This is a genomic window from Rhodoplanes sp. Z2-YC6860 (assembly GCF_001579845.1).
Taxonomy (GTDB): domain Bacteria; phylum Pseudomonadota; class Alphaproteobacteria; order Rhizobiales; family Xanthobacteraceae; genus Z2-YC6860.
Map to the genome: position 1 here is coordinate 3,477,853 of NZ_CP007440.1, position 26,180 is coordinate 3,504,032.

The window sequence follows — 26,180 nt, forward strand, 5'->3', positions numbered from 1 at the left end:
CGAACAGTGGCGAGGTCGGGGAGAAATGCTGGATCGTTCATCGAAGGCCGCAGGCTTTCCGCTCGCTGCGGCGTTCGGCATTTACACCGCGGCGTTCCTCGCCGTGGCCTCGCCGTGGCTGCTCGGCTTCGTTGAGGTGCCCTGGGATTCGGTTTCGACGTTCTATCCGCCCTTCGCGTTCCTGGCCCGCTCGATCGCCACGGGACAATCGCCGTTCTGGACACCGAACATCTTCGCCGGGTGGCCGCAGATTGCCGATCCGCAGGCGCTGATTTTCTCGCCGCTACATCTGTTCGTTGCGCTGATCGATCCCAGTCCGACACCGCGGCTGTTCGATGCGCTCACCTTCGTGTTGCTCTACATCGGCGGTGCGGGCGTGATCCTGCTGTTCCGCGATCGCGGCTGGCATGTGGCCGGTGCTGTTGCCGCGGCGCTCGCCTTCAGCCTCGGCGGCTCGGCGGCCTCACGGATACAGCACATCGGGCAGCTTCAGAGCCTGGTGTTCCTGCCACTCGCGATCCTGATGCTGTCACGCGCGCTGGAGCGCACGTCATGGATGGCCGGCGCTGCCGCGGGCCTGTTCGCTTCGTTCATCGTGCTCGGCCGCGATCAGGTGGCGCTGGTCGGCACTGATGTGTTGATCGGATTCGTATTGTGGCACTGGCTCGACGGGCCGGGCAGGGGCGCTCGTTTTGTCGCGAGCCTCAAGCCGCTGATCGCAGGCGTCGCGGTCGGCGCTTGTGTCATCACGGTTCCGGTGGTGCTCACCGTGCTGTTGGCGCAGGCCTCCAACCGGCCCGATATCTCCTTTGCGCATGCGGTGCAGGGCTCGCTGCATCCAGCGAGCCTTTTGATGCTCGCTTTCGCCGATGTGTTCGGCGCTTCCGATTTTCATCGCGAGTTCTGGGGGCCGCCGAGCATTCCGTGGCACGACATGATCGGCCAGACCGGGCTCTACGACTCGCAGAACACCGGACAAATTTACACCGGCGCGCTCGTTGCCGTGGCATTGCTCGGGTTCGCGATGACGCGTGGCGTGCTGTGGACGCGCGACGTCCGGTTTTTCACCACGACTGCTTTGATGGCGCTGCTTTACGCGCTCGGCAAATACACGCCGGTGTTCTATCTGTTGTACGAGTATCTGCCTGGCGTCTCGCTTTATCGCAGGCCTGCGGACGCGACCTTCGTGCTGTGTGGGATGCTCGCGATCGTCAGCGGCTATCTGATTCATCGGCTGCTGACCGGAACGCTACCGGTGCGCCGCTGGCAATTTGTCGTGGCGGCGCTCGCAGTCGGGGTCATGGTTGTGATTTCCGTGGTGCTGGCGCGCTGGGCCGGCACGTTGGAGAGCGCGGCACTGCCGTTGTTGTGGGGCTGCGGCTTTTTGCTGGCGGCTGTCGGCGCGCTGGCATTGGCTCAGCGTCTGGCGCTGCGAAGTGCGGCCGCTGCCGCTTTCGTGCTCGCGATCTTCTGCGCCGCGGATTTCGCCTGGAACAATGCGCCGAACGAGTCGACCGGTCTGCCGGCTTCGCTCTATGGCGCGCTGCGTTCTGACAGCAACGACGAAACCCTTGCGCTGCTGAAATCCAAGCTCAAGGCCGCGGCCGCTCCGGACCGCCGCGACCGTGTCGAGATGGTCGGTGTGGCGTACCATTTCCCGAACATCGGATTGATCCACGACTTCGACCATCTCTACGGCCACAACCCGCTGCGGCTTGCGCTGTTCGAGGACGCGACCGGTGCACCCGACACGGTGGCCGCAGTGCGTGGGCCGTTGACGCCGCTGCTGCCGTCGTACCGGTCGCCGCTGGAGGACTTGTTCGGCGTGCGCTTCCTCGCGTTCGGACAGCCGATCGAAAAAATCGATCCGTCGGTGAAGGCCGACGATTTCCCGCTCGTAGGCCGCACCAAGGATGCCTACGTCTACGAGAATCCGCGTGCGTTCCCGCGCGTGCTTTTGGCGACGCAGTGGCGGAAGGCCGATTTTACCGAGATGCTGAAAAAAGGCGGGTGGCCCGAGGTCGATTACCGGCGCACGGTGTTGCTGGAGAATGCGCCCCCGCTCGCACCGCCGGGCGATGTGCCTGGCCATGTTCGCATCGCGCGTTACGAGAACACCAGCATCGAGGTCGAAGCCGACGCGCCGTCGGGCGGCTTCGTCGTGCTCAATGAGGTTTGGCATCCATGGTGGCGGGCGACCGTCGACGGCAAGCCGGCGGACATCCTGAAAGCCAATGTGCTGTTCCGGGCGGTCGTCGTGCCGCCGGGCCAGCACACGGTGCGATTTACGTTCGAACCCTTGGCGGGCGGCTGGGCGGAACTGCGCGGCAAGCTCGACGCGGCAATGAAGTAGTGCGGAGCCCAGGCGGCCCGGGCTCCACACGATCACGCGTTAATGGTTGCCGTTCTGCGCCACATGATCATGGTCATGGCCATGATCGTCATCGTCGCGATGCCGGTACACGGCGATGCATCCCATGTTGTCGCCGCAGATGCCGGCGCCGACTGCCGTCGTATCGCCGCCGCTCCCGACCACTGAAACGGGCGCCACCTGCGGAACGAGGATCAGATTCTTCTCGGCTTCCGCCGCCACCGAGTGCGAGCCGGACGATTGCGGGATCGTCTCGACCAGCGTGTTGCGGAGTGCGTCGATCACGCCCAGCACTGCGCCACCGGGCTGCCGGTTGCTGCCGGTGTAGTACCGCTGGTCGCCGCGGTTGAACCAGACCTCGTCGGAGCCGACGATGCCTGCGATCGGGGTCTGCGTCTTGGTGATGCCGTTGATCACCAGTGTGATCTTGTCGCTCGGGTTGTTGGCGGGTGTGCAGCCGAGCAGCAGATTGTCGAACGGGCCGACCGTGGAGCCGTTCGGTCCACAGCCGTGCAGCGCGACGACACCTTCGTTGGTCGAAGGATCGAACGCACCTTGCACAGCAGTGGGTGTTGCGAGCGTTCGAGGGTTGGTCACCAGGAGGCCGCCATCGCAGGTGATCGGGCTCCCGCTGACCTGACCATAGTTACAACCCGGCGGATTGTTGGCGATGATCGGGATCGACGTGTAGAAGCGCCGTGTGACCGGATCCCAAGACGGCTGCTCCAGCGACAGGCCGAAGCCGGCTGGGATAATCGTTGGATCGACGCTGATCTTCGTGACAATCGAGACATGGCTCACATGCGAGTCGCCGTTCGCGGTGAGCAGCGTCGCGAAGGGCGGGTCCTCGGCGTTGTTGGCGGCGAGCAAATGCTCGCCACTTGTGGTGAGCGCCATCTCGTCGACGCGTGTGGTGCCGCCGGTCGCGATGGTTTGCTTCAGCGCGTCCGCGTGAGGCGCGTCGAGGTCGAACACCTTCAATGTGCTGTCGCCATCGCCGGCATAAACCCAGCGCCCATGCGCGACCACGCCGTCCGGTCCGGAGTGGTTGTTGTCGATGGCGCCGGACGGATTGAGCTTGACGCCAACGAAGCCGCCGAGCGTCCGTTTGAACTTCAAGCCGCGAACGTCGATGACGTCGACGCCCGCGTTGGAGCGGTCGGACAGATAATATTCCCCGCGGTGTTGATTGACGAAGCTGATGTCGAACGACCGCAGCGCGTTGCCGGGGATGTGGATGGCGGTCAGGCACTTTGTTTGCGTCGTGGCTGGTGCTCCGGGACCGGTACACGGACCGGCCAGCGCCGAAGTGGCTGTAAGCGAAACGAGCAAAGCAGGCAGCAGTGTCGATGACAGGCAAACGATCGATTTAGACGACGATAGCATGTCGAGCCTCCCTGTTGACGCTTTTGAGGGTTCGCTGAAGACGCGCTTCAGCGACTCTTCTGTCGCCCTTGCATCGTTCCTAGCGGCGCAATAGGGCCGAACGACACGCGATCAATCTGGAGGTTTTCTTTATTTATCTGCGCAAGTCATCTCTCTGTCATTCCACTGTCATCGGCGCGGAGGCGCGCCGATGGTTGCGAAATCGAACCAGTGGTATCGGTCAATCAAGCCGCGCGTAGATGTCGCCGGAGTTTGCTGCGTGCGGCAGCGCTTCAAGCCAGCGCGCAATGTCGGTGGCGTTGCGCCATTCGCCAAGCTCCTGGCTTTCGCCAAGCGCTGCGTTGAAGCGCATGTAGCCAAGCGCCGCGCAGCGATCGATGCAGGCTTTGGCGACGTCGCGCTGGATTGTCGTGAACTCGAACGACAAGGCTGTCACCGGTTGCGTCAGCCCTTCCAGAGCTTCCGCCTCGAAGCCTTCGACGTCGATCTTGATGAAGGCGGGACGCCCGTGCGCGGCGATCAAGGCGTCGAGCGTCGTCATCGGCACCACGATCGACTTGCCCCAGCGTTGGCCCTCCCAGCCGGCCGCGCCGTCGGCGGCTTTGACGAACGCATCCGACGCCGTCGTCACGGTAGGGTTGTCGATGTTGACCTGCAGGGTGATCTCGCCCGCGGCGCGGCCGACAGCCTTGCGCTCGATCGCGACCAATCTGTCGCGGCCGTAGATCGCGCTGAGCGTCAGCGCGAGTGCCGGCTGTGGCTCGACTGCGACGACCTTCGCGCCAAGCCTGCGGAACGCGCCGACGCGATCCCCGACATGCGCGCCGACATCGAACACCAGATCGCCGGAGCGCACGAACGCGCCATAGAGTTGATCCATCGCGGTGTGGCGCTCGCGGTGGCCGTAGTAGACCCGGAGCGATCGCAATACGGCGCGCGCGGTGCGAAGCGTCTCGAACATCGGATCAGGCCGCGCGCGCCGTGGCTTTGTCGAGGGCCGGCAAGGCGAGCGCCGTCAGGGCCTCGGGCGGTGCGGTCTCCTCGGGCAGGCGCCCGATACCGAGCCGCGTCAGCCATCGTCCGACCGACGGCCAGGCGCTGATCACGGCCATGGGAACGGCGAGGGCAGGGCCCGCGGCGAGCAGGAGCGCATATGGAATGGCGCTCGGATGCGTCGCGCAAAGGAGGGCGACGATGCCGAAGCCGAGCACCGCGTGCGGCCAGAGCTGCTTGAACGCTTCGGCCCACGACACGGTGTGGTCCTCGCGCACCTGTCCGGCCCAGCCGATGGAGCGGCCGAAACCGAGGATGCCGATCATGAACAGCGTGTGGCAGAACCACATCATCGGCAGGATCAGAATATAGAACAGCGTCATCACGGCGATGCCGGCGATAAAGCGCGGCGCGCCGCCGAATGCCTGCCGCAGTTCCGGCCGCAGCAGCACGTCGATCTCGGTGGCAAAGTGCGGTGCGAACCACATCACGAAGGTCAGCGCCATCAGGGCATGGCCGGCGCCGAAATGCATGAAGTCGGCGGTGGTGGGCGCAACCGCGGCGTCGATCGCGCCGAACACCAGCATGCCGATCCAGGCCGGCGAGGCGAGGAACATCAGCATCGCGAAAAACAGCTGAAACCGGCTGACCGCCTTCAAACCCGGCATCTTGATGAACGGCCAGTATTGCAGGTTGCCCTGACACCAGCGCTGATCGCGGCGGAGAAACTCGATCAAGGTCGGCGGGTTCTGCTCCCAGCCGAGGTCTTCCTCCGGCAGCACGCGCACGTCGTAACCCGCGCGGCGCATGAAGGCTGCCTCGATCTGGTCATGGCTCAGCACATGACCGTCGAGCACGCCGTCGCCCGGCAGCACCGGGATGCGGCAATGCGCGACGAACGGCGCGATACGGATGACGGCGTTGTGGCCCCAATAAGGACCGCAGTCGGCCTGCCACCACGCCGCGCCGATGGTCCAGGAGCGCATGCCGAGCCGCATGCCGAATTGAAAGAGCCGCGCGAAGGCGCTGGTCGAGGGCAGGCCGACGACAAGCCCCTGCAATATGCCAAGCTTCGGATCGGCCTGGATGATGCGCACGAGGCGCAGGATCGCGGCAGCGGTCATGAAGCTGTCGGTGTCGAGCGTCACGGCGAACTCGTGCTTGTCGCCCCAACGCTCGCAGAAGTCCCAGAAGTTGCCGGCCTTGAAGCCGGTGTTCGCGTCACGCCGGCGGTAGGTCACTGCGATGCGATGCTTCCAGCGCTCGGCGAGCACGGCGAAGCCCGCGTCCTCCTGCGTTGCAATATCGGGCAGGCTCGTGTCGCTCAGCACATAAAGGTGAAAGCTTTCGCCGGCGCCCGCATTGGCGATCTCGCGCAGCATGGCGTCGAGATTGCGGATAACGCGATCCGGCGGTTCGTTGCGCACGAACATGCAGATCGCAGTCGAGGCCGTGATCGGTTCGTCCCCGCGGATGCGCGCCACGGCCGGAACGACCACCGCGATGGGATCACGCGCAAAGCGCATGATGCAGAAGCCGATGACGGCGTCCCAGAAGCCGATCACGGTCCAGGGCAGCGTCAGCCCGAAGAAGATCAGCACCAGCGCGTCGAGGACGCCAAAGCCGCCAGCGGACAGCGCGTACGCCGCCAGGGTCAGCGTGCCGACGATGGTGCCGACGACCAGCAGCGCGAACAGCATCCGCCGCGCGGTCAGTTCCCATTCGGAGCCGCGGCTGCCGTCCACAGCTTTCAGTTCGAGATCCGACAGACCCGCCCCCTAAAAATCGTCCTTATCTCCGAGCGTCTTGCAGGGTATAGCGGGCAGTTGGGTTCCGGTCCAACGGCGAAGTCCGGTTCGCGTCGCAGGTTCGGGAGGGGGGAGTGTCGGGGCAGGAGGAAATCGCGGAGGCGCTCTGGTACGTGGGGCCGGGGCGCGCCGAGATTCGCGAAGAGCGGCTCAAGCCGCTGACGGATGGCAAAGTACGGGTCCGGGCGCTCTATAGTGCGCTCAGCCGTGGCACTGAGGCGTTGATCGCTGCGGGCCGGGTGCCGGTCAGCGAGTACCAGCGGATGCGCGGGCCGTTCATGGCGGGCAATTTCCCGTTCCCGGTGAAATACGGCTACCAGACCGTCGGCAGGGTCGAGGCCGGGCCCGACGATCTGATCGGCCGCAACGTGTTCGTGCTGTATCCGCATCAGACGCGTTTTGATGTGCCGGCTGATGCGGTGGTGCCGGTGCCGCAAGAGATTCCACTGTCGCGTGCCGTGATGGCTGCCAACATGGAAACGGCGCTGAACGCCACCTGGGATGCCTCGCCGGGGCCTTACGGCCGGATCGCCGTGGTCGGTGGCGGTGTCGTCGGCGCTCTGGTCGCTTTCATCTGCGCCCGCATCGACGGCGCCGAGGTCACATTGATCGACATCGATCGTTCGCGCGAGGAACTGGCTGCGTCGTTGGGGGTGGCCTTTGCAACACCGGACGCCGCGCCAACCGAATGCGACTACGTGTTCCACACCAGCGCCAGCGCCGAGGGGCTGACCACGGCGCTCAATATCGCGGCCGAGGAAGCGACCATCATCGAATTGAGTTGGTATGGCTCCGGTATCGTCGCGGTGCCGCTGGGCGGCGCGTTCCACAGCCGGCGGCTTCGGCTCATCTCCAGCCAGGTCGGCAAGGTTGCGCCCTCGCACCGCGCCACCTACAGCTACCGGGAGCGGCTCGAGGCTGCGATCACGCTCACCGCACACCCGCATCTCGACGCGTTGCTCACGCCTGCGGTCTCCTTCCGCGAGCTTCCAACGGCGCTTCCCGATATTCTTAAGGCCCGAAGCGGCGTACTCTGCCAGCTCATCAGCTATTCGTAAGAGGTGTCTGTGTTCACAGTTGAAGTCCGCGATCACATCATGATCGCCCATTCGTTCCGCGGCGCGGTGTTCGGCCCGGCGCAGGCGTTGCACGGCGCGACCTTCGTGGTCGATGCCGCCTTCATCGCCGACACGCTCGATGCAAACAGCATCGTCATCGACATCGGCCGGGCGCATGAGGTGCTGAAGGCCACGTTGGGCCCGCTGAACTACAAAAACCTCGATGACGTGCCGGAGTTCAAGGGCAAGAACACCACGACCGAGTTCCTGACCAAGCACATCTACGATCAGCTCGCGAAAGCCGCCCGCGGCGATGGGCTCGGCCGTCCGGGCCGTGAGCTCAAAGCGATCCGCATCACCATCTCGGAGTCGCATGTGGCCCGCGCATCGTACGAGGCGCCGTTGTGGTGAACCGCGTCGCGTTCGCGGTGCCCGGTGATCTTGCGACACCGACCGGCGGCTACGCCTACGATCGCCGCATCATCGCTGAGCTGCAGAGGATGGGCTGGCAGGTCGATGTGGTGAATCTCGGCGAAGGCTTTCCGCGGCCGACCTGGGAAACCAAGGCCGCGGCAAAGCGCAAGCTCGCTGAAGTGCCCAAAGGATGTCCGATCGTGATCGACGGGCTCGCCTTTGGCGTCATGGACGAGGCCGCGCGCGAATTGCGCGATCGCAATCCGTTGATTGCGCTGGTGCATCATCCGCTGGCGCTGGAGACCGGCTTGAAGCCCGAGGAAGCGCGCGACCTCAAGGGCACCGAACGCGAAGCGCTGTCACACGTTCGCTGGGTGGTGGTGACGAGCCCATCGACCGCGACCATGCTGGTCGACAGCTACGACGTGGATGCCGACCGCATCACCGCGGCATGTCCCGGCACCGACCGCGCCCCGGCCGCGACCGGCAGCAAGGACGGCACCCTGCGACTTCTTTCAATCGGTGCGGTCGTGCCGCGCAAGGGCTTCGACATTCTGGTGGCCGCGCTCGCAAGCCTGAAGGATTTGCGCTGGCATCTCACCATCGCCGGCGATCGCACCCGCGATCCGGCTGCGGCCGCGGCGCTGGACGCGGCGATCGATGAGCACGGCCTTGGCGGGCGCATCGACGTGCTCGGCGCGCTGCCGCCCGACCGCATCGAGGCGCTCTACGCGGGAGCGGACATATTCGTGCTCGCCTCGCATTTCGAAGGCTACGGTATGGCCTTTGCCGAAGCACTGGCGCATGGCCTGCCGGTGATTGGCACCACCGGCGGCGCGATCCCCGACACGGTGCCGCCCGGCGCCGGCATCCTGGTCGAGCCGAAGGACGTCAAGGCGCTGTCGCGCGCGCTGCGCATGCTGATCGCCAATCCAACCGAGCGGAAGTGGCTCGCCAATGGTGCGCGCACGGCGGCGCAAGAACTGCCGACCTGGCGCGATTCCGCGAAGCTCGTCGCCAAGGCCATCGAGGCGGCCGTATGAGCTTCAGCGCATCCTGGCTTGAGCTTCGCGAGCCGCACGACCGCCGTGCCCGCAACGCAGCAGTGCTCGACGCAGTGGTCAAGGCCTTCGCAGATCGTTCTTCGGTTGCGATCACCGATCTCGCCTGCGGCACCGGTTCGACCTTGCGTGCGCTGTCGCCACGGCTCAAGGCGCGGCAGAACTGGCGGCTCGCCGACAACGACCTGAGCCTGCTCGCCCGCACGCCGGAGTCGCGGCCGCCCGGCCTCATGGTCAGCACAACGCCGGTCGATCTCGAGCGCGATCTCGAGGCTGCGCTCGATGGCCCAGCCGATCTCGTCACCACTTCGGCGCTGCTCGATCTCGTGTCCGACGCCTGGCTCAATCGGCTTGCGGTCGAAGTCGCGGCGCGACGGCTGCCGGTCTATGCGGCATTGAGCTATGACGGGCGTGTCGACATGACGCCGTCCGATCCCGGCGACGGTGCGATCGTTGCCGCCGTCAATCAGCATCAGCGCACCGATAAAGGCTTCGGTCCGGCGCTCGGCCCTGACGCCGCGAAGCTTGCGCCGCAGCGCTTCGAGCGCGTCGGTTATGCGGTGGTGCAGGGCGCCTCGGATTGGGTGTTCGGGCCGAACGATCGAGAGATCCAGCTCGAGACTCTAACCGGCTGGGCCACCGCAGCGCGCGAGATGGGCACCGTGCCGTTGCCCGAGGTGGTGTCCTGGCTCACCCGCCGCCGCGATCTTGTCGCCGCAGGCCGCTCCACGATCCGGGTCGGTCACATCGATTTGTTCGCGAGGCCGACCGGCTCGCGCTGAGCGGAAAGATCGCAGTCGAACAGCACGTCGTCGCCGAGCCGGTGCAGCTTCATCGGTGTCAGCACGGCCTCGTCGACGCGTTCGATCGGCGGCAACGCAAAGCTCGCGCGGCCGGAGCCCAAGATGATCGGCGCCACCATGACGTGGAGCCGGTCGAGGCATTTCGCGGCCAGAAATCGCGAGATGGTGTTGGCGCCGCCTTCAATCAGCACGCGACGGAACCCGCGCTCGGCGAGTGCCGCCAGGATCGCCGAAGGCGCGATCTCGCCGCCGGCGCGGGGCAGGGGGACCACTTCGATGTCGGCAGGCAGCGGCGGCTTGGCGCCGGGGCCCGCCAGCACCAGCCGCCGGACGCCGTCGGCCGCGAGCAGTTTTGCGCCTGACGGCAGGCGCCCGCGGGCATCGATCACGACCCGCGCCGGCTGCGGACCAGCCACGCGCCTTACGGTGAGCTGCGGATTGTCGGCGAGCGCCGTGCCGATGCCGATGACCACCGCATCGACCAGCGCGCGCAGGCGGTGGAGGTGCGCCAGTGCCTCCGGTCCGTTGATATAGTGAGAATGGCCGGTTTCGGTCGCGATCCGCCCGTCCAAGGACTGGCCGATCTGGGCGACCACGACCATATCGTCAATCTTGCTGCGGCGCAGCGGACCGAACAGCGCCTCCCAGGGAGCCGGCAAGGGTCCGTCGGTGACGCGAAACGCATCCGGAACGCCGGACCAGGAATCCATCGATCTGCTTGCCTTAATTCATCATTTTCGGCGTTATTCGTCCGACCCCCTCTTGGGTCGGACCGGCCAAAGGTTTACCAAAGCCAGGACATCACCAAAGCCAAGACATCAAGGGACTGACCTTGTCATAATGGTTCCACAATATGACGGGGAATGGCCACGCTATACCCAGGGTTATTAGTCGGGGGCGTGGTGGTGCGCCAAGGAGTGAATTTTCAGAATGCGGGACGATAACGGGGCGACCGCCGGTTCGATTCTGTTTGGAACGCGTGCGCAAGTTGGAGTTGGACGAGGGCTGGCGGAGTTCCGGGCTGGGCGTCCGATCGTCGTGAACAGCAGCGGCGAGGCTTTGCTTTGCTTGCCGGTTGAAGGGCTGGACAAGAGCAGGCTCACCGCGTTCCGCGCGCTGTGCGCGCCGATCGTCCCACGCTTGGTGCTCACCGGTTTCCGCGCCCGATCGCTCGGCATCGACACCGACGAGCCGGTGGCGCTCGAGATGATGGACGATGTCGATGCCAATCAAATCCTGACGCTGTCTGCCGAAGCCGTGTCCAATCACGCCTTCCTGCCGGAACCCGCGGGCAAGGCCGCTGGTGCCGCGATCGAATTGGTCAAGCTCGCCCAGATTCTTCCGGCGGTGCTGGTTGCCGACACCACGGTCGGGGCACTCGCCTCGCACAATCCGCCCGTTGTCACGGTGGAAGCCAACGTGGTTGCACGCTTCCGCGCCGAGGCGACGCAGTCGCTCACGATCGCCGGTGAAGCCCATGTGCCATTGAACTCGGGCGTGCGCACCCGCTTCGTGGTGTTCCGCGACCTGCTCGGCGACGACTCCGTCGCGGTGATCGTCGGCACGCCGGACTTGTCCAAGCCGGTGCCGGTGCGCCTGCATTCGGCTTGCCTCACCGGCGACGTGTTCGGCTCCAGGCGCTGCGACTGCGGCGACCAGCTCAAGCTTGCGCTGGCGCGGCTGCAGGAGGCTGGCGGCGGCGTGATCCTCTATCTGGCCCAGGAGGGCCGTGGGCTCGGTCTCGCCAACAAGATGAGGACCTATAAGCTGCAGGACGCCGGTCTCGACACCGTCGACGCCAACACCACGCTCGGCTTCGACGATGACGAGCGCGACTATGGCGTTGCGGTGCGGATGTTGCAGATGCTGGGCTGCACCCGCATCGTGCTGATGACCAACAACCCTGCCAAGCTCGATGGCCTGTCCAAGGCTGGCATTGAGATTACCGACCGCATGCCGATCGAGACGCCCATCAATTCCGACAACCGCCGCTACCTCGCCGCCAAGGCGGTGCGCGCCGGCCATCAGCTCGGACATGTCATCGCCTCGCTGAACGAAACGTCCGAGAGCGACGAGCCGGTCGGGTCGTAAGCCCGCCGATGGCTGCAGGCAGGCGAGCGCTCGGACATCTGACCTTCCAGGAGGTCCGCTCCTCGCTGCGCGAGACCTCGATCCTGTGCCTGCCGATGGGGTCGATGGAGCAGCACGGCCCGCATCTGCCGCTCAACACCGACAGCGTGCTGGCCGAGGCCCTCACAGGAAAGATTGTCGAGCGCTGGGGCGAGACCCTCGACCTCTGGCAATTGCCGGTGGTCAGCGCCGGCCTTTCGCGCGAGCACGATTGGGCGCCAGGCACGCTGTCGCTGTCGATCTCGGGCATGACGGCCTATCTGCGCGATCTCGGCCGAGAGATCGCGCGCTCGCTGCCGACCCGAAACCTGTTGATCGTCAACGGCCATGGCGGCAACCGCGGCATCCTCGAAGCGCTCGGCCGCGAATTCCGCGCCGACTTCGGGCTCAACGTCGGCACGTTGCATCTCGGCGCCCTGATCAGCCCTGTGACCGATGCGGCGGTGCCGGAGATTCACGCCGGTCGCGACGAGACGTCGGCGATGCTGGCGCTGGCGCCCGAACTCGTCCGCAAGGAGCGTCTCGCCGACACCAGGGGCCCGTCCAGCGGCGCCGCCATCCACGCGCTGGTGCTCGATCCGGCCACGAGCTGGCCGTGGTCGAGCGACGACAAGCGGATCGCGGAGCAGGGCGTTATTGGCGATGCCCGCGACGCATCGGTCGAGCATGGCCAAGCGATCGTTTCGCGCGTGGTCGATGTGGCCGGCGCGGTGCTGCGGCAGCTTCGTGAGAACCGGAAGGCCTGATTGTTCCTGTTCGCCGGCGCTGCCGTCATTCTCAGTCGGTGCCAGAGCATGTGGCTCTAAAGAGCTGTTATCTCGAAGAAATCGAAATCTTGGGCTGACCTCATCCAGGCCCATCGAACGCTTCAATATGACTCCAAATAGGTGAGTTATCTCTTTGAAATATCGATGTTTAAATCGGTTTCTGTAAGCTCTAACGCGTTCTTAATCCGACAGTTTTATCCATTGGTCCGGACCAAGCGCGAGTGGTGCGTATGCTGGGTCAGGGTCACCCTGCCGCGGAAAAGTTGCGTGCCTACCTCCGGCAGCTGAAACCCGGAGCGCGGGCCCGTTTGATTGCCGAGCTCGAGCGCGGGGTGCTGCACGGCTCGAGCCCTCAGGGCGCCGACATGGTGCTTGCCGAGCTCCGCAGGAGCTTGCGGGAGGGCAGCGTCCGCATCACCCGTTTCGACGACAATGCGCGGCTGTTCTTTCATCCGCTCGAGCCTTTCCTGGTCGATGACGGGCCGGATCACGGGCATCGCGGCCGCATCGCGCGCTCCACGCTCGAGCCCATGTGGCTGTGGATCAACAACACGCTGATGCCCGAGGACGCGCGAGCCTATGCGCTCCTGGTCGACGATGCGATGCTGGCCGGCAACTTCGGCCGCGCCGAACAGGCGGCGCATGAGTTTCAAGACCGCGTGCTGCGACGCGTCCGAGAGGTGCTCGCCACCGCAACCGACCGTGATCGCGGACGTCTCAGCGTCGAGCTCGGGACCTCGCGCGCGGCCGATGACATCAAGACGTTGAGTGAAATCCTGAGCGGCCGCGATGCACTGGCCAAGCTCGGCCAGGAGCTGCCGGGCTACATCGGCACGTTCGGCGGGCCGGTGGCGGATAGCGTCCGGTCGCAGCTCGATGAAACGATCGGAAACCGGGATCATCTCTTCATCTATGCGCTGCTGATCTCGCTGACGCGGCTGGCCGCGCCCTGGCAGCTGATCCGGCTCGCCACCAAAGTGGCCGGCGGTGACGACGCCAAGCGCATCGCTGAGACGCCTTATGCCGTGACGGTCGACATCGTGCTTGAGGAGATCGACCGCCGCGTCCGCGAACTGGCCGGCGATCTCAAGAGTGGCCGCGGCATTGCCGTGTCGGCCCTGCTCAAGGAAATCCACGATTCCCTGCGCGGGCTCCGTTCCGAGCTCGATCTGTCTGGTGATTCAAACTGGAGCCGGCAGCTCGCGACGTTGCACACCGATATCGCCAGGCTTCTCTCCAGCGAAATCGAGCTGATGCCCGGCCGGGTGCGGCGGCTGGTGCGGCCGCGCCCGTCGAAGGAAATCGGGGCCAACTCAAGACTCGATCCGCATGAGGTCGACGAGACCCAGGCGCTGATCGTGTTCGTATTGACCTGCCGGAAATACGCCAGCCAGCTCGCCATCAACGAGGTGACGCAGCGAAGCTTCAACGAATTGCAGCACCTGCTCGACAGCGGCACGCGCGCGCTGCTCGATGCGCTGCGCGTGGCGCCCGTCCATGAGCGGACGTTTCGCCTATCGCAGATCGATGCCGCGGTGCGCTTCTGCGGCAAGGTGTTCGGCCAGGAATACGCCTCGCTGCTCGCGAAGGCAGCCGAAGTGGCGTCTCACGCCGAACGCAAAAGCGCCTGATACATCAGGCCGCGACGCTGATCGTTCCCTTGGTGTTGTCGACCTCGACCGGCGCATGCAGGTATTCGACCTGCGGCGGCGTGCCGTATTTGCCCTCGACAAACTTCCGCCATTCCGGCGTATAGACCTTGTCTGCCGCAGCGCGGCTCTCCCAGACATAGACGCCGCCGACCCTGCGACCGTCCTCGCTCATGAAGTAGGTCTTTCGGATCAGTCCCGGGATGCCCTGGTAATTCGGGGCGGTGGACTCGAAAGTTTTGGTGATTTCGGCAAGCGTTGCGGGCTTCGGCAGCTGAAATGTCGTAATGGTCACGATCATTTTAGACCTCCGGCGAGGGCTTGAGCTTGGTGGACGCGAATTCTTATTTTCGGCCCCGTGGCCGGTGATGTAAACCCAGCGCCATGACACTCTGGTTTGTGATGGCGTTGATGACGGCCGCCGCGATTTTCGCGGTGTTGTGGCCATTGTCGCGGAACAGGCCGCTTGCCTCGGGCAGCGACGTGGCGGTCTATCGCGACCAGCTCGACGAGATCGGGCGCGACCGCGCCGCGGGTCTGATCGGGGAGGCCGAAGCGGAGGCGGCGCGGATCGAGGTGTCGCGCCGGCTGCTCGCGGCGGCGGATGCGCCGGCGGCGGCGCCGGCCGTGGCGAGTTCGAAGCGCCGCCGGGCGGTCGCGGTCGTCGCGTTGGTTCTGCTGCCACTCGGAGCCGCGGGTCTTTATCTGACGCTGGGCTCGCCGGAACTGCCGGGGCAACCGCTCGCGGCGCGGCGCGAAGCGCCAGGGCAACAGTCGATTCCCGAACTCGTCGCCCGGATCGAAGCGCATCTCGAACAGAACCCGGAGGACGGCCGCGGCTGGGAGGTGGTCGGGCCGGTTTATATGCGAATGGGCCGTTACGACGACGCGGTGACGGCGCGGCGCAATGCGCTGAAGTTTCTTGGATCGAGCCCGCAGCGCGAGGCCGATCTCGGCGAAGCGTTGACCGCCGCCGCCAATGGTGTCGTCACCGCCGAAGCGAAAGCAGCGTTCGATCGCGCGCTGAAACTCGACGCCGACGATTTCCGCGGGCGCTATTTTGCGGGGCTTGCCGCCGAGCAGGACGGCCGGCCGAAAGACGCCGCCGAGATCTGGCGCAAGCTTCTGGCCAGCGCGCCGCCGGGTTCCGGATGGGCGGGTTTCGTGCGCGAGTCGCTGGTGCGTGTTGATCCATCTGCCGCGACCGCGGCGCCTGGGCCAAACGCGGCGGATGTGGCTGCGGCTGGCGAGATGTCGCCCGAGCAGCGCGAGACCATGATCCGCGGTATGGTCACGCGGCTGTCGGAGCGTTTGAAGCAGGACGGTTCCGACGTTGACGGCTGGTTGCGCCTGGTGCGCGCCTATACGGTGCTTGGCGAAAAGGATCAGGCGCGGGCCTCTGCGGACGATGCGCGCCGCGCGCTCAACGGCAATGACGATGGGCTCCGCCACTTGGATGAGTTGATCAAGGAACTGGGGCTCGAAGGCTGATATGACGCGCAAGCAACGGCGCCTTGTTCTGATCGGCGGCAGTCTCGGCGTGCTGGCGCTGGCGGCCGGCCTGGTGCTGTCTGCGCTGAAGGACTCCATCGTGTTCTTCAACTCGCCGAGCGACGTCGTGGAAAAGCACATCCAGCCCGGCAGCCGCATTCGCCTCGGCGGGCTGGTCAAGCCGGGTTCGCTCCAGCGCGGCGATCAGCTCGCGGTGCGCTTCGAGGTCACCGACGGCAACAATGCGATGCGGGTGAACTACCAGGGCATCCTGCCGGACCTGTTTCGCGAAGGGCAGGGCGTGATCGCCGAAGGCACGCTCGAACCCGGCAATATGCTCAAGGCGGATTCCGTGCTCGCCAAGCACGATGAGAAGTACATGCCGAAGGAAGTGGCCGACGCGCTGAAGAAGCAGGGCCACTGGCAGGAAGATTACGGGAAGAAGAAATGATCGCAGAGTTCGGTCACTACGCGCTGGTGCTGGCGCTGGGTCTCGCTCTGATCCAATCGATCGTGCCGATGCTCGGCGCAAGATTTCGCGACGACACGCTGATGGGTGTGGCCACTCCCGCCGCGCTCGCCCAGTTTGCTTTCGTCGCCGCATCGTTTGCGGCGCTGACCGCCTGTTATGTCGGCTCGGACTTCTCGGTCAGCAATGTGTTCGAGAATTCGCATTCGGCGATGCCGCTCATCTATAAATTCACTAGCGTGTGGGGGAACCACGAGGGCTCGATGCTGCTCTGGGTCCTGATCCTCGCGTTGTTCGGCGCGCTGGTGGCGGCGTTCGGGAGAAACCTGCCGGCGACGCTGAAGGCCACGGTGCTGGCGGTGCAGTCCTGGATCGCGGCGGCGTTCTATCTGTTCATCCTGGTCACCTCGAATCCGTTCCTGCGGTTGCCGCAGGCTCCGTTCGAAGGGCGCGATCTCAATCCGATCCTGCAGGACTTCGGCCTCGCGGTGCATCCGCCGTTTCTCTATCTCGGCTATGTCGGCTTCTCGATTTCGTTCTCGTTTGCGGTCGCGGCGCTCATTGAGGGGCGCATCGACGCGGCTTGGGCACGCTGGGTGCGGCCGTGGACTCTCGCGGCCTGGATGTTCCTCACCGTCGGCATCGCGATGGGCTCGTACTGGGCCTATTACGAGCTCGGCTGGGGCGGCTTCTGGTTCTGGGATCCGGTTGAGAACGCCTCGTTGATGCCGTGGCTTGCCGGGACCGCGCTGCTGCACTCCGCCGTGGTGATGGAGAAGCGCAACGCGCTGAAGGTCTGGACCATTCTTCTGTCGATCCTGGCGTTCTCGCTGTCGCTGATCGGCACGTTCCTGGTCCGCTCCGGCGTGCTCACCTCTGTGCACAGCTTCGCCAGCGATCCCACGCGCGGCGTGTTCATCCTCGGCATTCTGGTGCTGTTCATCGGCGGCAGCCTCGCGCTCTACGCCTGGCGGGCGCCGATGCTGAAGCAGGGCGGGCTGTTCGCGCCGATCTCGCGCGAGGGCGCGCTGGTGCTCAACAACCTGCTGCTGACTGCGGCCTGCGCCACGGTGTTCTTCGGCACGCTTTATCCTTTGGCGCTCGAGGCTTTTAACGGCGAGAAGATCTCGGTCGGGGCGCCGTTCTTCAATCTGACCTTCGGGCCGATTTTCATTCTGCTGATTCTGGTGTTGCCGCTCGGGCCGCTGCTGCCGTGGAAACGTGCGGATCTGCTCGGCGTCGGGCAGCGGCTGATGGGCGCGGCGGCACTCGCGCTCATCGGTATTGCCGCGACCTTTGCGGCGACCTCCGGCGGGCCGGTGCTGGCGCCGTTCGGCATCGGATTGGCGGTGTTTGCCATGGCCGGCGCGCTGACCGATCTCGTCGAGCGCATGAGCCTGTTCAAGTCGCCGCTTGCCACATCGATCGCTCGGGCGAGGGGCCTGCCGCGCTCGGCCTTCGGCACCGCGCTGGCGCACTTCGGCCTCGGGGTTTCTCTCCTGGGCATCGTCTGCGCCTCGACCTGGGGCACCGAGCGCATCATGTCGATGAAACCCGGCGCGGGCGTTTCGATCAGCTCCTACGATCTGACGTATGAAGGCACGCGGATGCGGCAGGGCGCGAACTATCGCGAGCTCACCGCGAAGTTCACAGTGCGGCAAGGCGGCTCGGCGATCGCCACGATGGAGCCTTCCAAGCGCAGCTTTGGCACGCGGCAGATGACAACCACCGAGGCTGCGCTGCTCACGCGCGGTTTCAGCCAGCTCTATCTGTCGCTGGGCGACGTCGAACAGGATGGCTCGATTGCGATCCGGCTCTATCACAAGCCGCTGGTGCTGCTGATCTGGCTCGGCGCCGTGGTGATGTTTGCCGGTGGCGCCTTGTCGCTGTCCGATCGCCGTCTCCGGATCGGTGCGCCGAAGCCCGCCCGTCGTGCGGTCATGCAGCCGGCGGAGTGAGCGATGCGGGCCGCGGCTCGGACATTCCTGGGTTTGCTGGTCGCGGCGTCCTGCCTGATCGCGTCACCGGCGTTTGCCGTGCAGCCCGACGAAATCCTGCCCGATAAGGCGCTGGAGACGCGGGCACGCGACTTGTCGCGCGAGTTGCGCTGCATGGTCTGTCAGAACCAGTCGATCGATGATTCCGACGCGCCGCTGGCGCGCGATCTCCGGCTCCTGGTGCGTGAGCGGCTCAAGGCCGGCGACAGCGACCAGCAGGTGCTCGACTTCCTGACCGACCGCTACGGGCAGTTCGTGCTGCTCCGGCCGCGCTTCGGCTGGGACACAGCGATCCTCTGGCTCGCCCCCGCCGCGGTGCTGCTGCTCGGCGGCCTGGCCCTCGTTTCGTTCAAGCGAAGGCGCGACCGTAATCCCATTGCGGTCGGCGAAAAGCCTCTGACGGACGCCGAACGGACGCGCCTTGCAGCGCTCCTGGAGCAGGGGCGGCCATCCACGCCGAATTCGCAGTAAGTTGCTGGATTTGTAAGGGAAATCCCTACTTCTCCACCTTACCAAAGATTAATACGGCCGCCACTGCTCGGTAAGGCTCAAGCTCCCATCTTCCGTCCGTACGCGGCGCCCGGCGCCGCCGTCATCAGACGGAAGAACCGATGAACCCGGCCCCTCAAAAGAAAGCGCGCGTTCTGCCCTTGCGCCGCCTTCTGCTGGCCGCCACGGTCGCGACAGTCGCGGTCGGTGGGTTCCTCGCCGTGCCGGCACTGTCTCCCTATACCCCGCTCGCCTATGCGCAGAACCTGTCGCAGGAGGCCGAGCACGTTGCCCGCCCGATCGGCTTTGCTGACATCGTCGAGAAGGTGAAACCTGCGGTGATTTCGGTGCGCGTGAAGATGCGCATGGAAAGCCAGGACCTGAGCGGCGATGAACTGCCGTTCCCCAAGGGTTCGCCGATGGAGCGCTTCTTCAAGCGCTTCGGCACGCCGGAAGGCGGCCCGCAGGCGCCGCGCGGCCGGAAGTTCGGCAGCGCGCAGGGCTCGGGCTTCTTCATCTCCGCCGATGGTTATGCGGTGACCAACAATCACGTGGTCGACAAGGCCACGACCGTCGAGGTTTCGACTGACGACGGCAAGGTGCATAGCGCCAAGGTGATTGGCACCGACTCGCGCACCGACCTGGCGCTGATCAAGGTCGACGGCGACAACTTCCCCTACGTGAAACTTGCCGACGCGCCTCCGCGCATCGGCGACTGGGTGCTCGCGGTCGGCAATCCGTTCGGCCTCGGCGGCACCGTGACAGCAGGGATCGTCTCGGCTCGCGGACGCGACATTGGCGCCGGCCCGTACGACGATTTCCTGCAGATCGATGCACCGGTGAACAAGGGCAATTCCGGCGGACCGACGTTCAACACCGAAGGCAGCGTGATCGGCGTCAACACCGCGATCTTCTCGCCGTCCGGCGGCTCGGTCGGCATCGCCTTCGCGATCCCTGCCGATACCGTGAAGAACGTCGTTGCTCAGCTCAAGGACAAGGGCTCTGTGACGCGCGGCTGGATCGGCGTGCAGATCCAACCGTTGACGCAGGAACTGGCTGACAGCCTCGGCATCAAAAAGGCAGCAGGCGCGCTTGTCGCCGAGCCGCAGAAGGACAGTCCGGCTGTGAAGGCCGGCATCCAGGCCGGTGACGTGATTACCGCCGTTGACGGCAAGCCGGTGATCGACGCGCGCGATCTTGCGCGCCGCATCAGCAGCATGCCGCCGAAGACAACGGTAAAGCTGACCCTTGTCCGCAGCGGTGCCGAGAAGAGCGTCGATCTGACGCTCGGCGAACTGCCGAACGTGAAGGAAGCTCGCGCCGAGTCCGATCAGGGCCGCAAGAGCCGTGATGACGAGCCGCAGCTCGGCCTGTCGCTGACGCCTGGAGAGAGCGACGAGGGCGTGGTCGTGGCGGACGTCGATCCGCAGGGGCCCGCCGCCGACTACGGCTTCAAGCCCGGCGACATCATTCTCGAAGTCGCCGGCAGGACTGTCGCGACGCCGGATCAATTGCACAAGGCGCTGGGCAAGGCCCGGGCCGAAGGCAAACACAGCGTGCTGCTGCGCGTGAAGTCAGAGCAGGGAACCCGTTACGTGGCCATTCCGCTCGGCCACGCTTGAGATGAGAGGCCGCGCCCGGTGGGCGCGGGAAGGAATCGGGCACGTTACGTCGGCATTCGTCGCCCCCGCCGGCGGAGCGAACCCGGGGGACGGGTGAAAACCCGTCCCCGCTTATACCGCCCTTGTTAACGGCATCCGTCGCCCCCGCCGAAGATGAGGGTGGTTGTCGGGAGGCGGCGGAGCGATCCGCCGCCTCCCGTACTGCATTTACGATTGATGAAACTCGGTCGTTCAGCCCAGAGGCGCAAGCCGCCGGAATTGGGTAGAGTGGGGGCGCGAAGCGGAGCGACCCCCAAATGAACTGCCACTCAAGCCGCCATAAGCCAGGCAGCCGCAACTCAAGCGGACCGACATGCGCCTGTTGATTGTCGAAGACGACCGCGACGCGGCCGATTACATCGCCCGCGCTTTTCGAGAAGTGGGGCATGTGGCCGATCAGGCGCCGGACGGCGAGGAGGGCCTGGCCCTCGCACTCGACCGGCAATACGACGTCCTGATCGTGGACCGGATGCTGCCCAAGCGCGACGGGCTGTCAGTCATCGGCGAGCTTCGTGCCAAGGGCATCGAGACCCCGGTGCTGATTCTCTCGGCGCTCGGCCAGGTCGACGACCGCGTGAAGGGGCTGCGGGCCGGCGGCGACGACTACCTGCCTAAGCCCTATTCGTTCTCCGAGTTGCTGGCTCGTGTCGAGGTGCTGGCGCGCCGCCGCGGCGGCCGCAGCGAGGACACGGTCTACCGGGTCGCCGACCTTGAGCTCGACCGGTTGTCGCACCAGGTCAGCCGCGGCAAGGAAGAGATCGTGCTGCAGCCGCGCGAGTTCCGGCTGCTCGAATATCTCATGAAGCATGCCGGGCAGGTCGTCACCCGCACCATGCTGTTGGAGAATGTCTGGGACTATCATTTCGATCCGCAGACCAACGTGATCGACGTGCATATCTCCCGGCTGCGTTCCAAGATCGACAAGGGATTCTCGCAGCCGTTGCTGCACACGGTGCGCGGCGCCGGGTACATGATTCGTGACAAATAACGATGTCGCCATACCAGCAAAGGTTCAGGACCACGACGCTCATGCTGTGACCGTGGCGCGCCCGAGCGCGCTTCCCGCCCGGCTGGTGCCGGCTTGGGTCTGGCCGCGGTTCAACGCGCTCACCAAGCTGTTTCACACCACGCTGTTCAAGCTGACGCTGGTGTATCTGACGATCTTCGCCGTGTTCGCGGCATGTCTCCTCGGCTATTTCGCCTGGAACACGCGGCGGCTGATCACCGAGCAGATCACGCGCACGGTCGACGCCGAGATCACGGGACTTGCCGAGCAATATAACCAGGGCGGCATCCAGCGCCTGGTGCTCGTCATCGACAACCGGGCGCGGCGACCGGGCTCGAGTCTCTATCTCGTCACGACCTTCAGCGGCGACGGCCTTGCCGGCAATGTCGGCGTGCTGGGCGAGGGCGTGCTCGAACATGTCGGCTGGACCGAGACGGTCTATCGCAGGCTCGACGATCCCGAGGGCAGCGAGCACCACGCACTGGTCCGTGTGTTCCAACTGCCGAGCGGATTCCGGCTCCTCGTCGGCCGCGATCTCGAAGAGCGCGAGCGCCTTTACGACGTCATCCTGGCTGCCGGCCAATGGTCGATCGCGGTCGTCATTGTACTGGGTCTTCTCGGCGGCTTTTTTGCCGCGCGTCGCCTGCTGCGCCGTGTCGATGCGATGACCGAAACGTCGAAGACCATCATGGCCGGCGATCTGTCGGGGCGGCTGCCGGTCGCGGGCTCGGAGGACGAGCTCGACCGGCTTGCTGTCAACCTCAACGCCATGCTGGAGCGGATCGAGACTCTGATGCGGGGCTTCAAGGAGGTCTCCGACAACATCGCCCACGATCTCAAGACTCCGCTGACGCGGCTGCACAACCGCGCCGAGGAGGCGTTGCGCTCGGGCAAGAACGACAGCGACTACCGCGCGGCGCTTGAGGGCACGATCGAGGAGTCCGACGACCTGATCCGCACCTTCAATGCGCTCCTCATGATCGCGCGGACCGAATCCGGCCAGTCGAGCACGCCGATGGCGGAATTCGACGCCGCCGAGATGGTGCAGGGCATTGCCGACCTTTACGAACCGCTGGCAGAGGAAAAGGGCCTTGCGTTCCGCGTCGATGCGGAAGGCTTGTTGTCGATGCGCGGCAACCGCGAATTGCTCACCCAGGCGCTCGCCAATCTCGTGGACAACGCCATCAAATACGGTCTTTGCGATGCAGCATCGGCCAACGGCGTGCCGGCCGACGTTGTGGTCAGCGCGGCCAACGACGGTGACAAGATCAAGCTTTGCGTCGCCGACCACGGTCCGGGCGTGCCGGAAGCCGATCGCGACCACGTGGTGCAGCGCTTCGTCCGGCTCGAGCAGAGCCGCACCGAGCCGGGCTCAGGCCTTGGTTTGAGCCTGGTATCCGCCGTGGCGCATCTGCACGGCGGCGAATTGAAGCTCGAAGACAACAATCCCGGATTGAAAGCCTGCCTGATATTGCCGCGGAACGGCCGTCAATTGCCCGCGCGCTAGAACCGCGACACGAGCGCATGGTCAATTAACCGCGGTGCGGTTATGACAGGCGCATGGTCCGGGGCGTCAAGAAGCCATCCAAACCGGCGAACGAGCCGGTTCGGTCAAGCAACACGGGGCAGGGACTCGCATTTGCGGTCGGCGATGCGCCGTGTCTTGCCGATCCGAAAGCTGCGCGGGACCGCCTGAGCGAATGGCTGTCCGAGATCGGCAGCGGTGCGGCTGGCAAATCGATCAAGCAGCTGATCGGTGAGGCGCCAGGCCTCGAAGCGCTGCTGCTCGGCCTCGCCGATGGATCGCCCTACCTCTGGGATCTCGCGACCGCCGAACCGGACCGCTTGTTGACGGTGCTGACCGCCGAACCAGGCGGGCATCTCGCTGCGCTGCTGGCGAAATCCGCGAAGGCCGTGGCCACGGCCGCGGACGAAGCCACAGCGATGCAACTCCTGCGGCGGATGAAGGCCGAGGCCGCGCTGTTGATAGCGATGGCCGACATCGGCGGCGTCTGGCCGGTGATGCGGACCACGCAGGCGCTGACCGAGGTCGCCGACACGGCGGTGAGTTCGGCGGTGCGCTATCTGCTTCGCGAGGCGGCCGCGAACGGCAAGCTCAAACCTGCCGCCCCCGACGCACCGGAGGCGGACAGCGGCTACATCGTGCTCGCCATGGGCAAGATGGGCGCTTATGAGCTGAACTATTCCAGCGATATCGACCTCATCGTGTTCTACGACCGCGAGGCGCCGGCGCTGGTCGACAAGGACAACGCCACGACGTTCCACGTGCGCATCACGCGGGGGGTGGTGAAGCTCCTGCAAGAGCGCACCGCCGACGGCTATGTGTTCCGTGTCGATCTGAGGCTGCGGCCCGATCCGGCCTCGACGCAGATCGCGGTCTCCGTGGAATCCGCGCTGAACTACTACAGCAGCGTCGGCCAGAACTGGGAGCGCGCCGCGATGATCAAGGCGCGGGTCTGCGCCGGCGACGTCAAGGCCGGCGAGGATATCCTGGCGCAGCTGTCGCCGTTCATCTGGCGCAAGTATCTCGACTTCGCCGCGGTCGCCGAGATCGAGTCGCTGAAGCGGCAGATCCACGCCTATCGCGGCCACGCCGATATCGCGGTCGAGGGCCACAACATCAAGCTCGGGCGCGGCGGCATCCGCGAGATCGAGTTCTTCGTGCAGACTCAGCAGCTCGTTGCCGGTGGCCGGCATCCCGAGTTGCGCGGCCGCCAAACGCTGCCGATGCTGACAGCACTCGCCGAAGGCGGCTGGATCGGCGAGGCGGCGCGCATCGATCTCGAAGCCGCTTACCTGTTCTTGCGCGAAACCGAGCACCGTCTGCAGATGGTCGCCGACGACCAGACCCATACGCTGCCCGCCGAGCGCGAGGCGCTCGACCGCTTTGCCCGCTTTGCCGGCTTCAAGGACCGCGACGAGTTTGCCGAGACATTGCTCGGCCATCTGCGGCAGGTGCAGGGCCACTACATCCGGCTGTTCGAGGAAACCTCGAGCGAAGCCAGCCGCCTGGCGCTGACGTTTCCCAAGGACGCCGACGACCGCGAGACACTCAATCGGCTGGGCGCCATGGGCTTTCGCAAGCCGCTGGAGGTCTCGGCCACGGTGCGGGACTGGTTCCACGGCTCATACAAGGCGCTGCGCGGTGAATTCGCTCGAAGCCAGTTTGCCGATCTCGTGCCGTCGTTGCTTGAGCGTCTGGCGCGCTCCGAACATCCGGAGGCTGCGATCACAGCCTTCGATACTTTTATTCGGGGCTTGGAGCGCGGGTCGCGCCTGTTCTCCATGCTCAAGCAGAATCCCGATCTGGTGACGCTGGTGGCGCTCACGATCGGCACCGCGCCGCGGCTTGCCGACATTCTGGCGCGGCATCCCGAAGCGATGGACGCGCTGCTCGAGCCGACCTTCTTCGGTGCGCTGCCGAATGAAGCGACGCTCGACGCCGAGCTCGCGCGCCTGACCGGTCAGGATCGCGCCTATGAGGATTATCTCGACCGGCTGCGCATGTTCAGCCATGAGCAGATGTTCCTGATCGGTGCCCGCATTCTGTCCGGTACGGTGTCGGCCGAGCAGGCCGGCGGCGCGTTCGCCCGGATCGCCGACGTCACGGTGCGCGCGCTGCATCGCCGGGTCGAGGAGATGCTCGCCGAGCGGCACGGCCGCATTCCCGGCCAGCAGACCGTACTGCTCGCACTCGGCAAGCTCGGCGGCTGGGAGATGACCGCGACCTCCGATCTCGATCTGATCATCGTCTATGACTTCGATGCGGAGAACCCGCAGTCCGATGGCGAGAAGGCTCTCTACGGCGCTCAGTATTTCGCCCGTCTCACCCAGCGGCTGATCGCGGCGCTGTCGTCGCAGACCAACTACGGCGCGCTCTACAACGTCGACATGCGGCTGCGCCCGTCCGGGCGTTCCGGCCCGATCGCCACCAGCATCGAGGCCTTCAAGAGCTACCAGGAGGTCGATGCCTGGACCTGGGAGCATATGGCGCTGACGCGGGCACGCGTCGTCGCCGGACCGCCGGAATTCGCCGCGCGCGTGTCACGGGTGATCAAGGACGTGCTGCGCCGTGAGCGCGATCCTGCAACGGTCGCCGTCGATGTCGCCGACATGCGGCAGGCGATCGCCCAGGAGAAAGGCGAGGATCAGCGCTGGGATCTGAAATACGCGGCTGGCGGGCTGATCGATATCGAGTTCATCGCGCAACATCTGCAGCTCGTGCATGCCGCCGAGCATCCGGAAATCCTCGACACCAACACCGCGCGCGTGCTCGACCAGGCGTGGCGGCTCGAGCTGTTGTCGCCGCAACATGCCGATGTGCTGCGGCCTGCGGTGCGGCTCTACCACAATCTGACGCAGGTGCTGCGGCTCTGTCTGCCCGGGCCGTTCGATCCGAAGACCGCGGGGAAGGGGCTGCTCGACCTGCTCTGCCGCGCCGCCGATCTGCCGAATTTCGCGACCCTCAATGCGCATGTTGCCGAGACGCAGCAGAAGGTGCGGGCCACGTTCAATCAGATCGTGAGCGCGGGCTAAGCACGTCCCAACCGCCTTCCGACCGCTCCGCCAAGTGGTGTAGGCTTGGCCCAAGACAAGAAAAGACAAG

Annotated in this window: 21 protein-coding genes; 16 read left to right on the forward strand and 5 right to left on the reverse strand. The window is 65.5% G+C overall.

The annotated features are described in order from the left end of the window. The first annotated feature begins 25 nt into the window (after positions 1 to 25). Complete coding sequence (locus RHPLAN_RS16050) at positions 26 to 2,353, forward strand: hypothetical protein (RefSeq protein ID WP_068019795.1); 2,328 nt, start codon at positions 26 to 28, stop codon at positions 2,351 to 2,353. 39 nt (positions 2,354 to 2,392) lie between these two features. On the opposite strand, the gene RHPLAN_RS16055 is transcribed toward RHPLAN_RS16050, so the two are convergent. From RHPLAN_RS16055 to mdoH, 3 genes are all read right to left on the reverse strand, one after another. Beyond that, entirely contained in the window at positions 2,393 to 3,757 is a 1,365-nt protein-coding gene (locus tag RHPLAN_RS16055) for a hypothetical protein (protein ID WP_157100299.1), read from the reverse strand. A gap of 220 nt (positions 3,758 to 3,977) precedes the next feature. Further along, entirely contained in the window at positions 3,978 to 4,718 is a 741-nt protein-coding gene (locus RHPLAN_RS16060) for an FkbM family methyltransferase (protein ID WP_068019799.1), read from the reverse strand. A gap of 4 nt (positions 4,719 to 4,722) precedes the next feature. Continuing rightward, a complete protein-coding gene (gene mdoH / locus RHPLAN_RS16065) occupies positions 4,723 to 6,495 on the reverse strand; it encodes a glucans biosynthesis glucosyltransferase MdoH (RefSeq protein ID WP_084244991.1) in 1,773 nt (590 codons plus the stop codon). Between the two features lie 137 nt (positions 6,496 to 6,632). Here mdoH and RHPLAN_RS16070 point away from each other — a divergent pair, with 137 nt between their 5' ends. The 4 genes from RHPLAN_RS16070 to RHPLAN_RS16085 are packed head-to-tail and all read left to right on the forward strand — an operon-like array spanning position 6,633 to position 9,873. Next, on the forward strand, positions 6,633 to 7,616 hold the full coding sequence (locus tag RHPLAN_RS16070) for an MDR/zinc-dependent alcohol dehydrogenase-like family protein (protein WP_068019803.1): 984 nt from the start codon (positions 6,633 to 6,635) through the stop codon (positions 7,614 to 7,616). Positions 7,617 to 7,625: 9 nt separating this feature from the next. Beyond that, a complete protein-coding gene (locus RHPLAN_RS16075) occupies positions 7,626 to 8,027 on the forward strand; it encodes a 6-pyruvoyl trahydropterin synthase family protein (protein WP_068019805.1) in 402 nt (133 codons plus the stop codon). After that, positions 8,024 to 9,073 carry a glycosyltransferase family 4 protein gene (locus tag RHPLAN_RS16080; protein ID WP_068031317.1) on the forward strand — a complete coding sequence of 350 codons (1,050 nt, stop codon included), beginning with the start codon at positions 8,024 to 8,026 and terminating at the stop codon, positions 9,071 to 9,073. Before RHPLAN_RS16075 ends, RHPLAN_RS16080 begins: the two co-directional genes overlap by 4 nt. Then, positions 9,070 to 9,873: a hypothetical protein gene (locus RHPLAN_RS16085; RefSeq protein ID WP_068019808.1), complete on the forward strand. Its 804-nt coding sequence runs from the start codon at positions 9,070 to 9,072 to the stop codon at positions 9,871 to 9,873. Before RHPLAN_RS16080 ends, RHPLAN_RS16085 begins: the two co-directional genes overlap by 4 nt. Here the strand turns inward: RHPLAN_RS16085 and RHPLAN_RS16090 are convergent. Beyond that, positions 9,834 to 10,604 carry a RibD family protein gene (locus RHPLAN_RS16090; protein WP_068019810.1) on the reverse strand — a complete coding sequence of 257 codons (771 nt, stop codon included), beginning with the start codon at positions 10,602 to 10,604 and terminating at the stop codon, positions 9,834 to 9,836. The genes RHPLAN_RS16085 and RHPLAN_RS16090 overlap by 40 nt on opposite strands. Positions 10,605 to 10,932: 328 nt before the next feature. Between RHPLAN_RS16090 and RHPLAN_RS16095 the strand changes: the two genes are divergently transcribed. From RHPLAN_RS16095 to RHPLAN_RS16105, 3 genes are all read left to right on the forward strand, one after another. Continuing rightward, complete coding sequence (locus RHPLAN_RS16095) at positions 10,933 to 11,985, forward strand: GTP cyclohydrolase II (RefSeq protein WP_068019812.1); 1,053 nt, start codon at positions 10,933 to 10,935, stop codon at positions 11,983 to 11,985. 8 nt (positions 11,986 to 11,993) lie between these two features. Then, positions 11,994 to 12,770 (forward strand): creatininase family protein, encoded by a 777-nt coding sequence (locus RHPLAN_RS16100; protein ID WP_068019814.1) that lies wholly within the window; start codon positions 11,994 to 11,996, stop codon positions 12,768 to 12,770. A 329-nt stretch (positions 12,771 to 13,099) separates the two neighbouring features. Next, on the forward strand, positions 13,100 to 14,422 hold the full coding sequence (locus RHPLAN_RS16105) for a hypothetical protein (protein WP_157100300.1): 1,323 nt from the start codon (positions 13,100 to 13,102) through the stop codon (positions 14,420 to 14,422). Between the two features lie 4 nt (positions 14,423 to 14,426). On the opposite strand, the gene RHPLAN_RS16110 is transcribed toward RHPLAN_RS16105, so the two are convergent. Next, positions 14,427 to 14,741, reverse strand: coding sequence for a YdhR family protein (locus tag RHPLAN_RS16110; protein WP_068019818.1), 315 nt, complete (start codon positions 14,739 to 14,741; stop codon positions 14,427 to 14,429). 83 nt (positions 14,742 to 14,824) lie between these two features. On the opposite strand from RHPLAN_RS16110, the gene ccmI reads away from it, so the two are divergent. The 8 genes from ccmI (at position 14,825) to RHPLAN_RS16150 (ending at position 26,110) form a co-directional block, all read left to right on the forward strand. After that, the gene (ccmI, locus tag RHPLAN_RS16115; RefSeq protein ID WP_068019820.1) at positions 14,825 to 15,931 is read left to right on the forward strand and encodes a c-type cytochrome biogenesis protein CcmI; all 1,107 of its coding nucleotides are present in this window, start codon (positions 14,825 to 14,827) and stop codon (positions 15,929 to 15,931) included. A gap of 1 nt (position 15,932) precedes the next feature. Then, positions 15,933 to 16,382 carry a cytochrome c maturation protein CcmE gene (ccmE, locus tag RHPLAN_RS16120; RefSeq protein ID WP_068019822.1) on the forward strand — a complete coding sequence of 150 codons (450 nt, stop codon included), beginning with the start codon at positions 15,933 to 15,935 and terminating at the stop codon, positions 16,380 to 16,382. Next, positions 16,379 to 18,358 (forward strand): heme lyase CcmF/NrfE family subunit, encoded by a 1,980-nt coding sequence (locus RHPLAN_RS16125; protein ID WP_068019829.1) that lies wholly within the window; start codon positions 16,379 to 16,381, stop codon positions 18,356 to 18,358. Before ccmE ends, RHPLAN_RS16125 begins: the two co-directional genes overlap by 4 nt. A gap of 3 nt (positions 18,359 to 18,361) precedes the next feature. Beyond that, positions 18,362 to 18,868, forward strand: a complete 507-nt coding sequence (locus RHPLAN_RS16130) for a cytochrome c-type biogenesis protein (protein ID WP_068019831.1) — start codon at positions 18,362 to 18,364, stop codon at positions 18,866 to 18,868. 140 nt (positions 18,869 to 19,008) lie between these two features. Continuing rightward, positions 19,009 to 20,508, forward strand: coding sequence for a Do family serine endopeptidase (locus RHPLAN_RS16135; RefSeq protein WP_068019834.1), 1,500 nt, complete (start codon positions 19,009 to 19,011; stop codon positions 20,506 to 20,508). A 352-nt stretch (positions 20,509 to 20,860) separates the two neighbouring features. Beyond that, the gene (locus tag RHPLAN_RS16140) at positions 20,861 to 21,535 is read left to right on the forward strand and encodes a response regulator transcription factor (RefSeq protein WP_068019836.1); all 675 of its coding nucleotides are present in this window, start codon (positions 20,861 to 20,863) and stop codon (positions 21,533 to 21,535) included. An 85-nt stretch (positions 21,536 to 21,620) separates the two neighbouring features. After that, the gene (locus RHPLAN_RS16145; RefSeq protein WP_068031319.1) at positions 21,621 to 23,060 is read left to right on the forward strand and encodes a sensor histidine kinase; all 1,440 of its coding nucleotides are present in this window, start codon (positions 21,621 to 21,623) and stop codon (positions 23,058 to 23,060) included. Positions 23,061 to 23,113: 53 nt separating this feature from the next. Beyond that, entirely contained in the window at positions 23,114 to 26,110 is a 2,997-nt protein-coding gene (locus RHPLAN_RS16150; protein ID WP_068019838.1) for a bifunctional [glutamine synthetase] adenylyltransferase/[glutamine synthetase]-adenylyl-L-tyrosine phosphorylase, read from the forward strand. Positions 26,111 to 26,180 lie beyond the last annotated feature (70 nt).

What these genes read in the sequence shown, in the direction of transcription:
- RHPLAN_RS16050 (WP_068019795.1), top strand. Translation starts at nt 26, where the DNA reads ATGCTGGATCGTTCATCGAAGGCCGCAGGCTTTCCGCTCGCTGCGGCG.
- RHPLAN_RS16055 (WP_157100299.1), bottom strand. Translation starts at nt 3,757, where the DNA reads ATGCTATCGTCGTCTAAATCGATCGTTTGCCTGTCATCGACACTGCTG.
- RHPLAN_RS16060 (WP_068019799.1), bottom strand. Translation starts at nt 4,718, where the DNA reads ATGTTCGAGACGCTTCGCACCGCGCGCGCCGTATTGCGATCGCTCCGG.
- RHPLAN_RS16085 (WP_068019808.1), top strand. Translation starts at nt 9,070, where the DNA reads ATGAGCTTCAGCGCATCCTGGCTTGAGCTTCGCGAGCCGCACGACCGC.
- RHPLAN_RS16090 (WP_068019810.1), bottom strand. Translation starts at nt 10,604, where the DNA reads ATGGATTCCTGGTCCGGCGTTCCGGATGCGTTTCGCGTCACCGACGGA.
- RHPLAN_RS16100 (WP_068019814.1), top strand. Translation starts at nt 11,994, where the DNA reads ATGGCTGCAGGCAGGCGAGCGCTCGGACATCTGACCTTCCAGGAGGTC.
- RHPLAN_RS16110 (WP_068019818.1), bottom strand. Translation starts at nt 14,741, where the DNA reads ATGATCGTGACCATTACGACATTTCAGCTGCCGAAGCCCGCAACGCTT.
- ccmI (WP_068019820.1), top strand. Translation starts at nt 14,825, where the DNA reads ATGACACTCTGGTTTGTGATGGCGTTGATGACGGCCGCCGCGATTTTC.
- ccmE (WP_068019822.1), top strand. Translation starts at nt 15,933, where the DNA reads ATGACGCGCAAGCAACGGCGCCTTGTTCTGATCGGCGGCAGTCTCGGC.
- RHPLAN_RS16125 (WP_068019829.1), top strand. Translation starts at nt 16,379, where the DNA reads ATGATCGCAGAGTTCGGTCACTACGCGCTGGTGCTGGCGCTGGGTCTC.
- RHPLAN_RS16130 (WP_068019831.1), top strand. Translation starts at nt 18,362, where the DNA reads ATGCGGGCCGCGGCTCGGACATTCCTGGGTTTGCTGGTCGCGGCGTCC.
- RHPLAN_RS16135 (WP_068019834.1), top strand. Translation starts at nt 19,009, where the DNA reads ATGAACCCGGCCCCTCAAAAGAAAGCGCGCGTTCTGCCCTTGCGCCGC.
- RHPLAN_RS16140 (WP_068019836.1), top strand. Translation starts at nt 20,861, where the DNA reads ATGCGCCTGTTGATTGTCGAAGACGACCGCGACGCGGCCGATTACATC.
- RHPLAN_RS16150 (WP_068019838.1), top strand. Translation starts at nt 23,114, where the DNA reads ATGGTCCGGGGCGTCAAGAAGCCATCCAAACCGGCGAACGAGCCGGTT.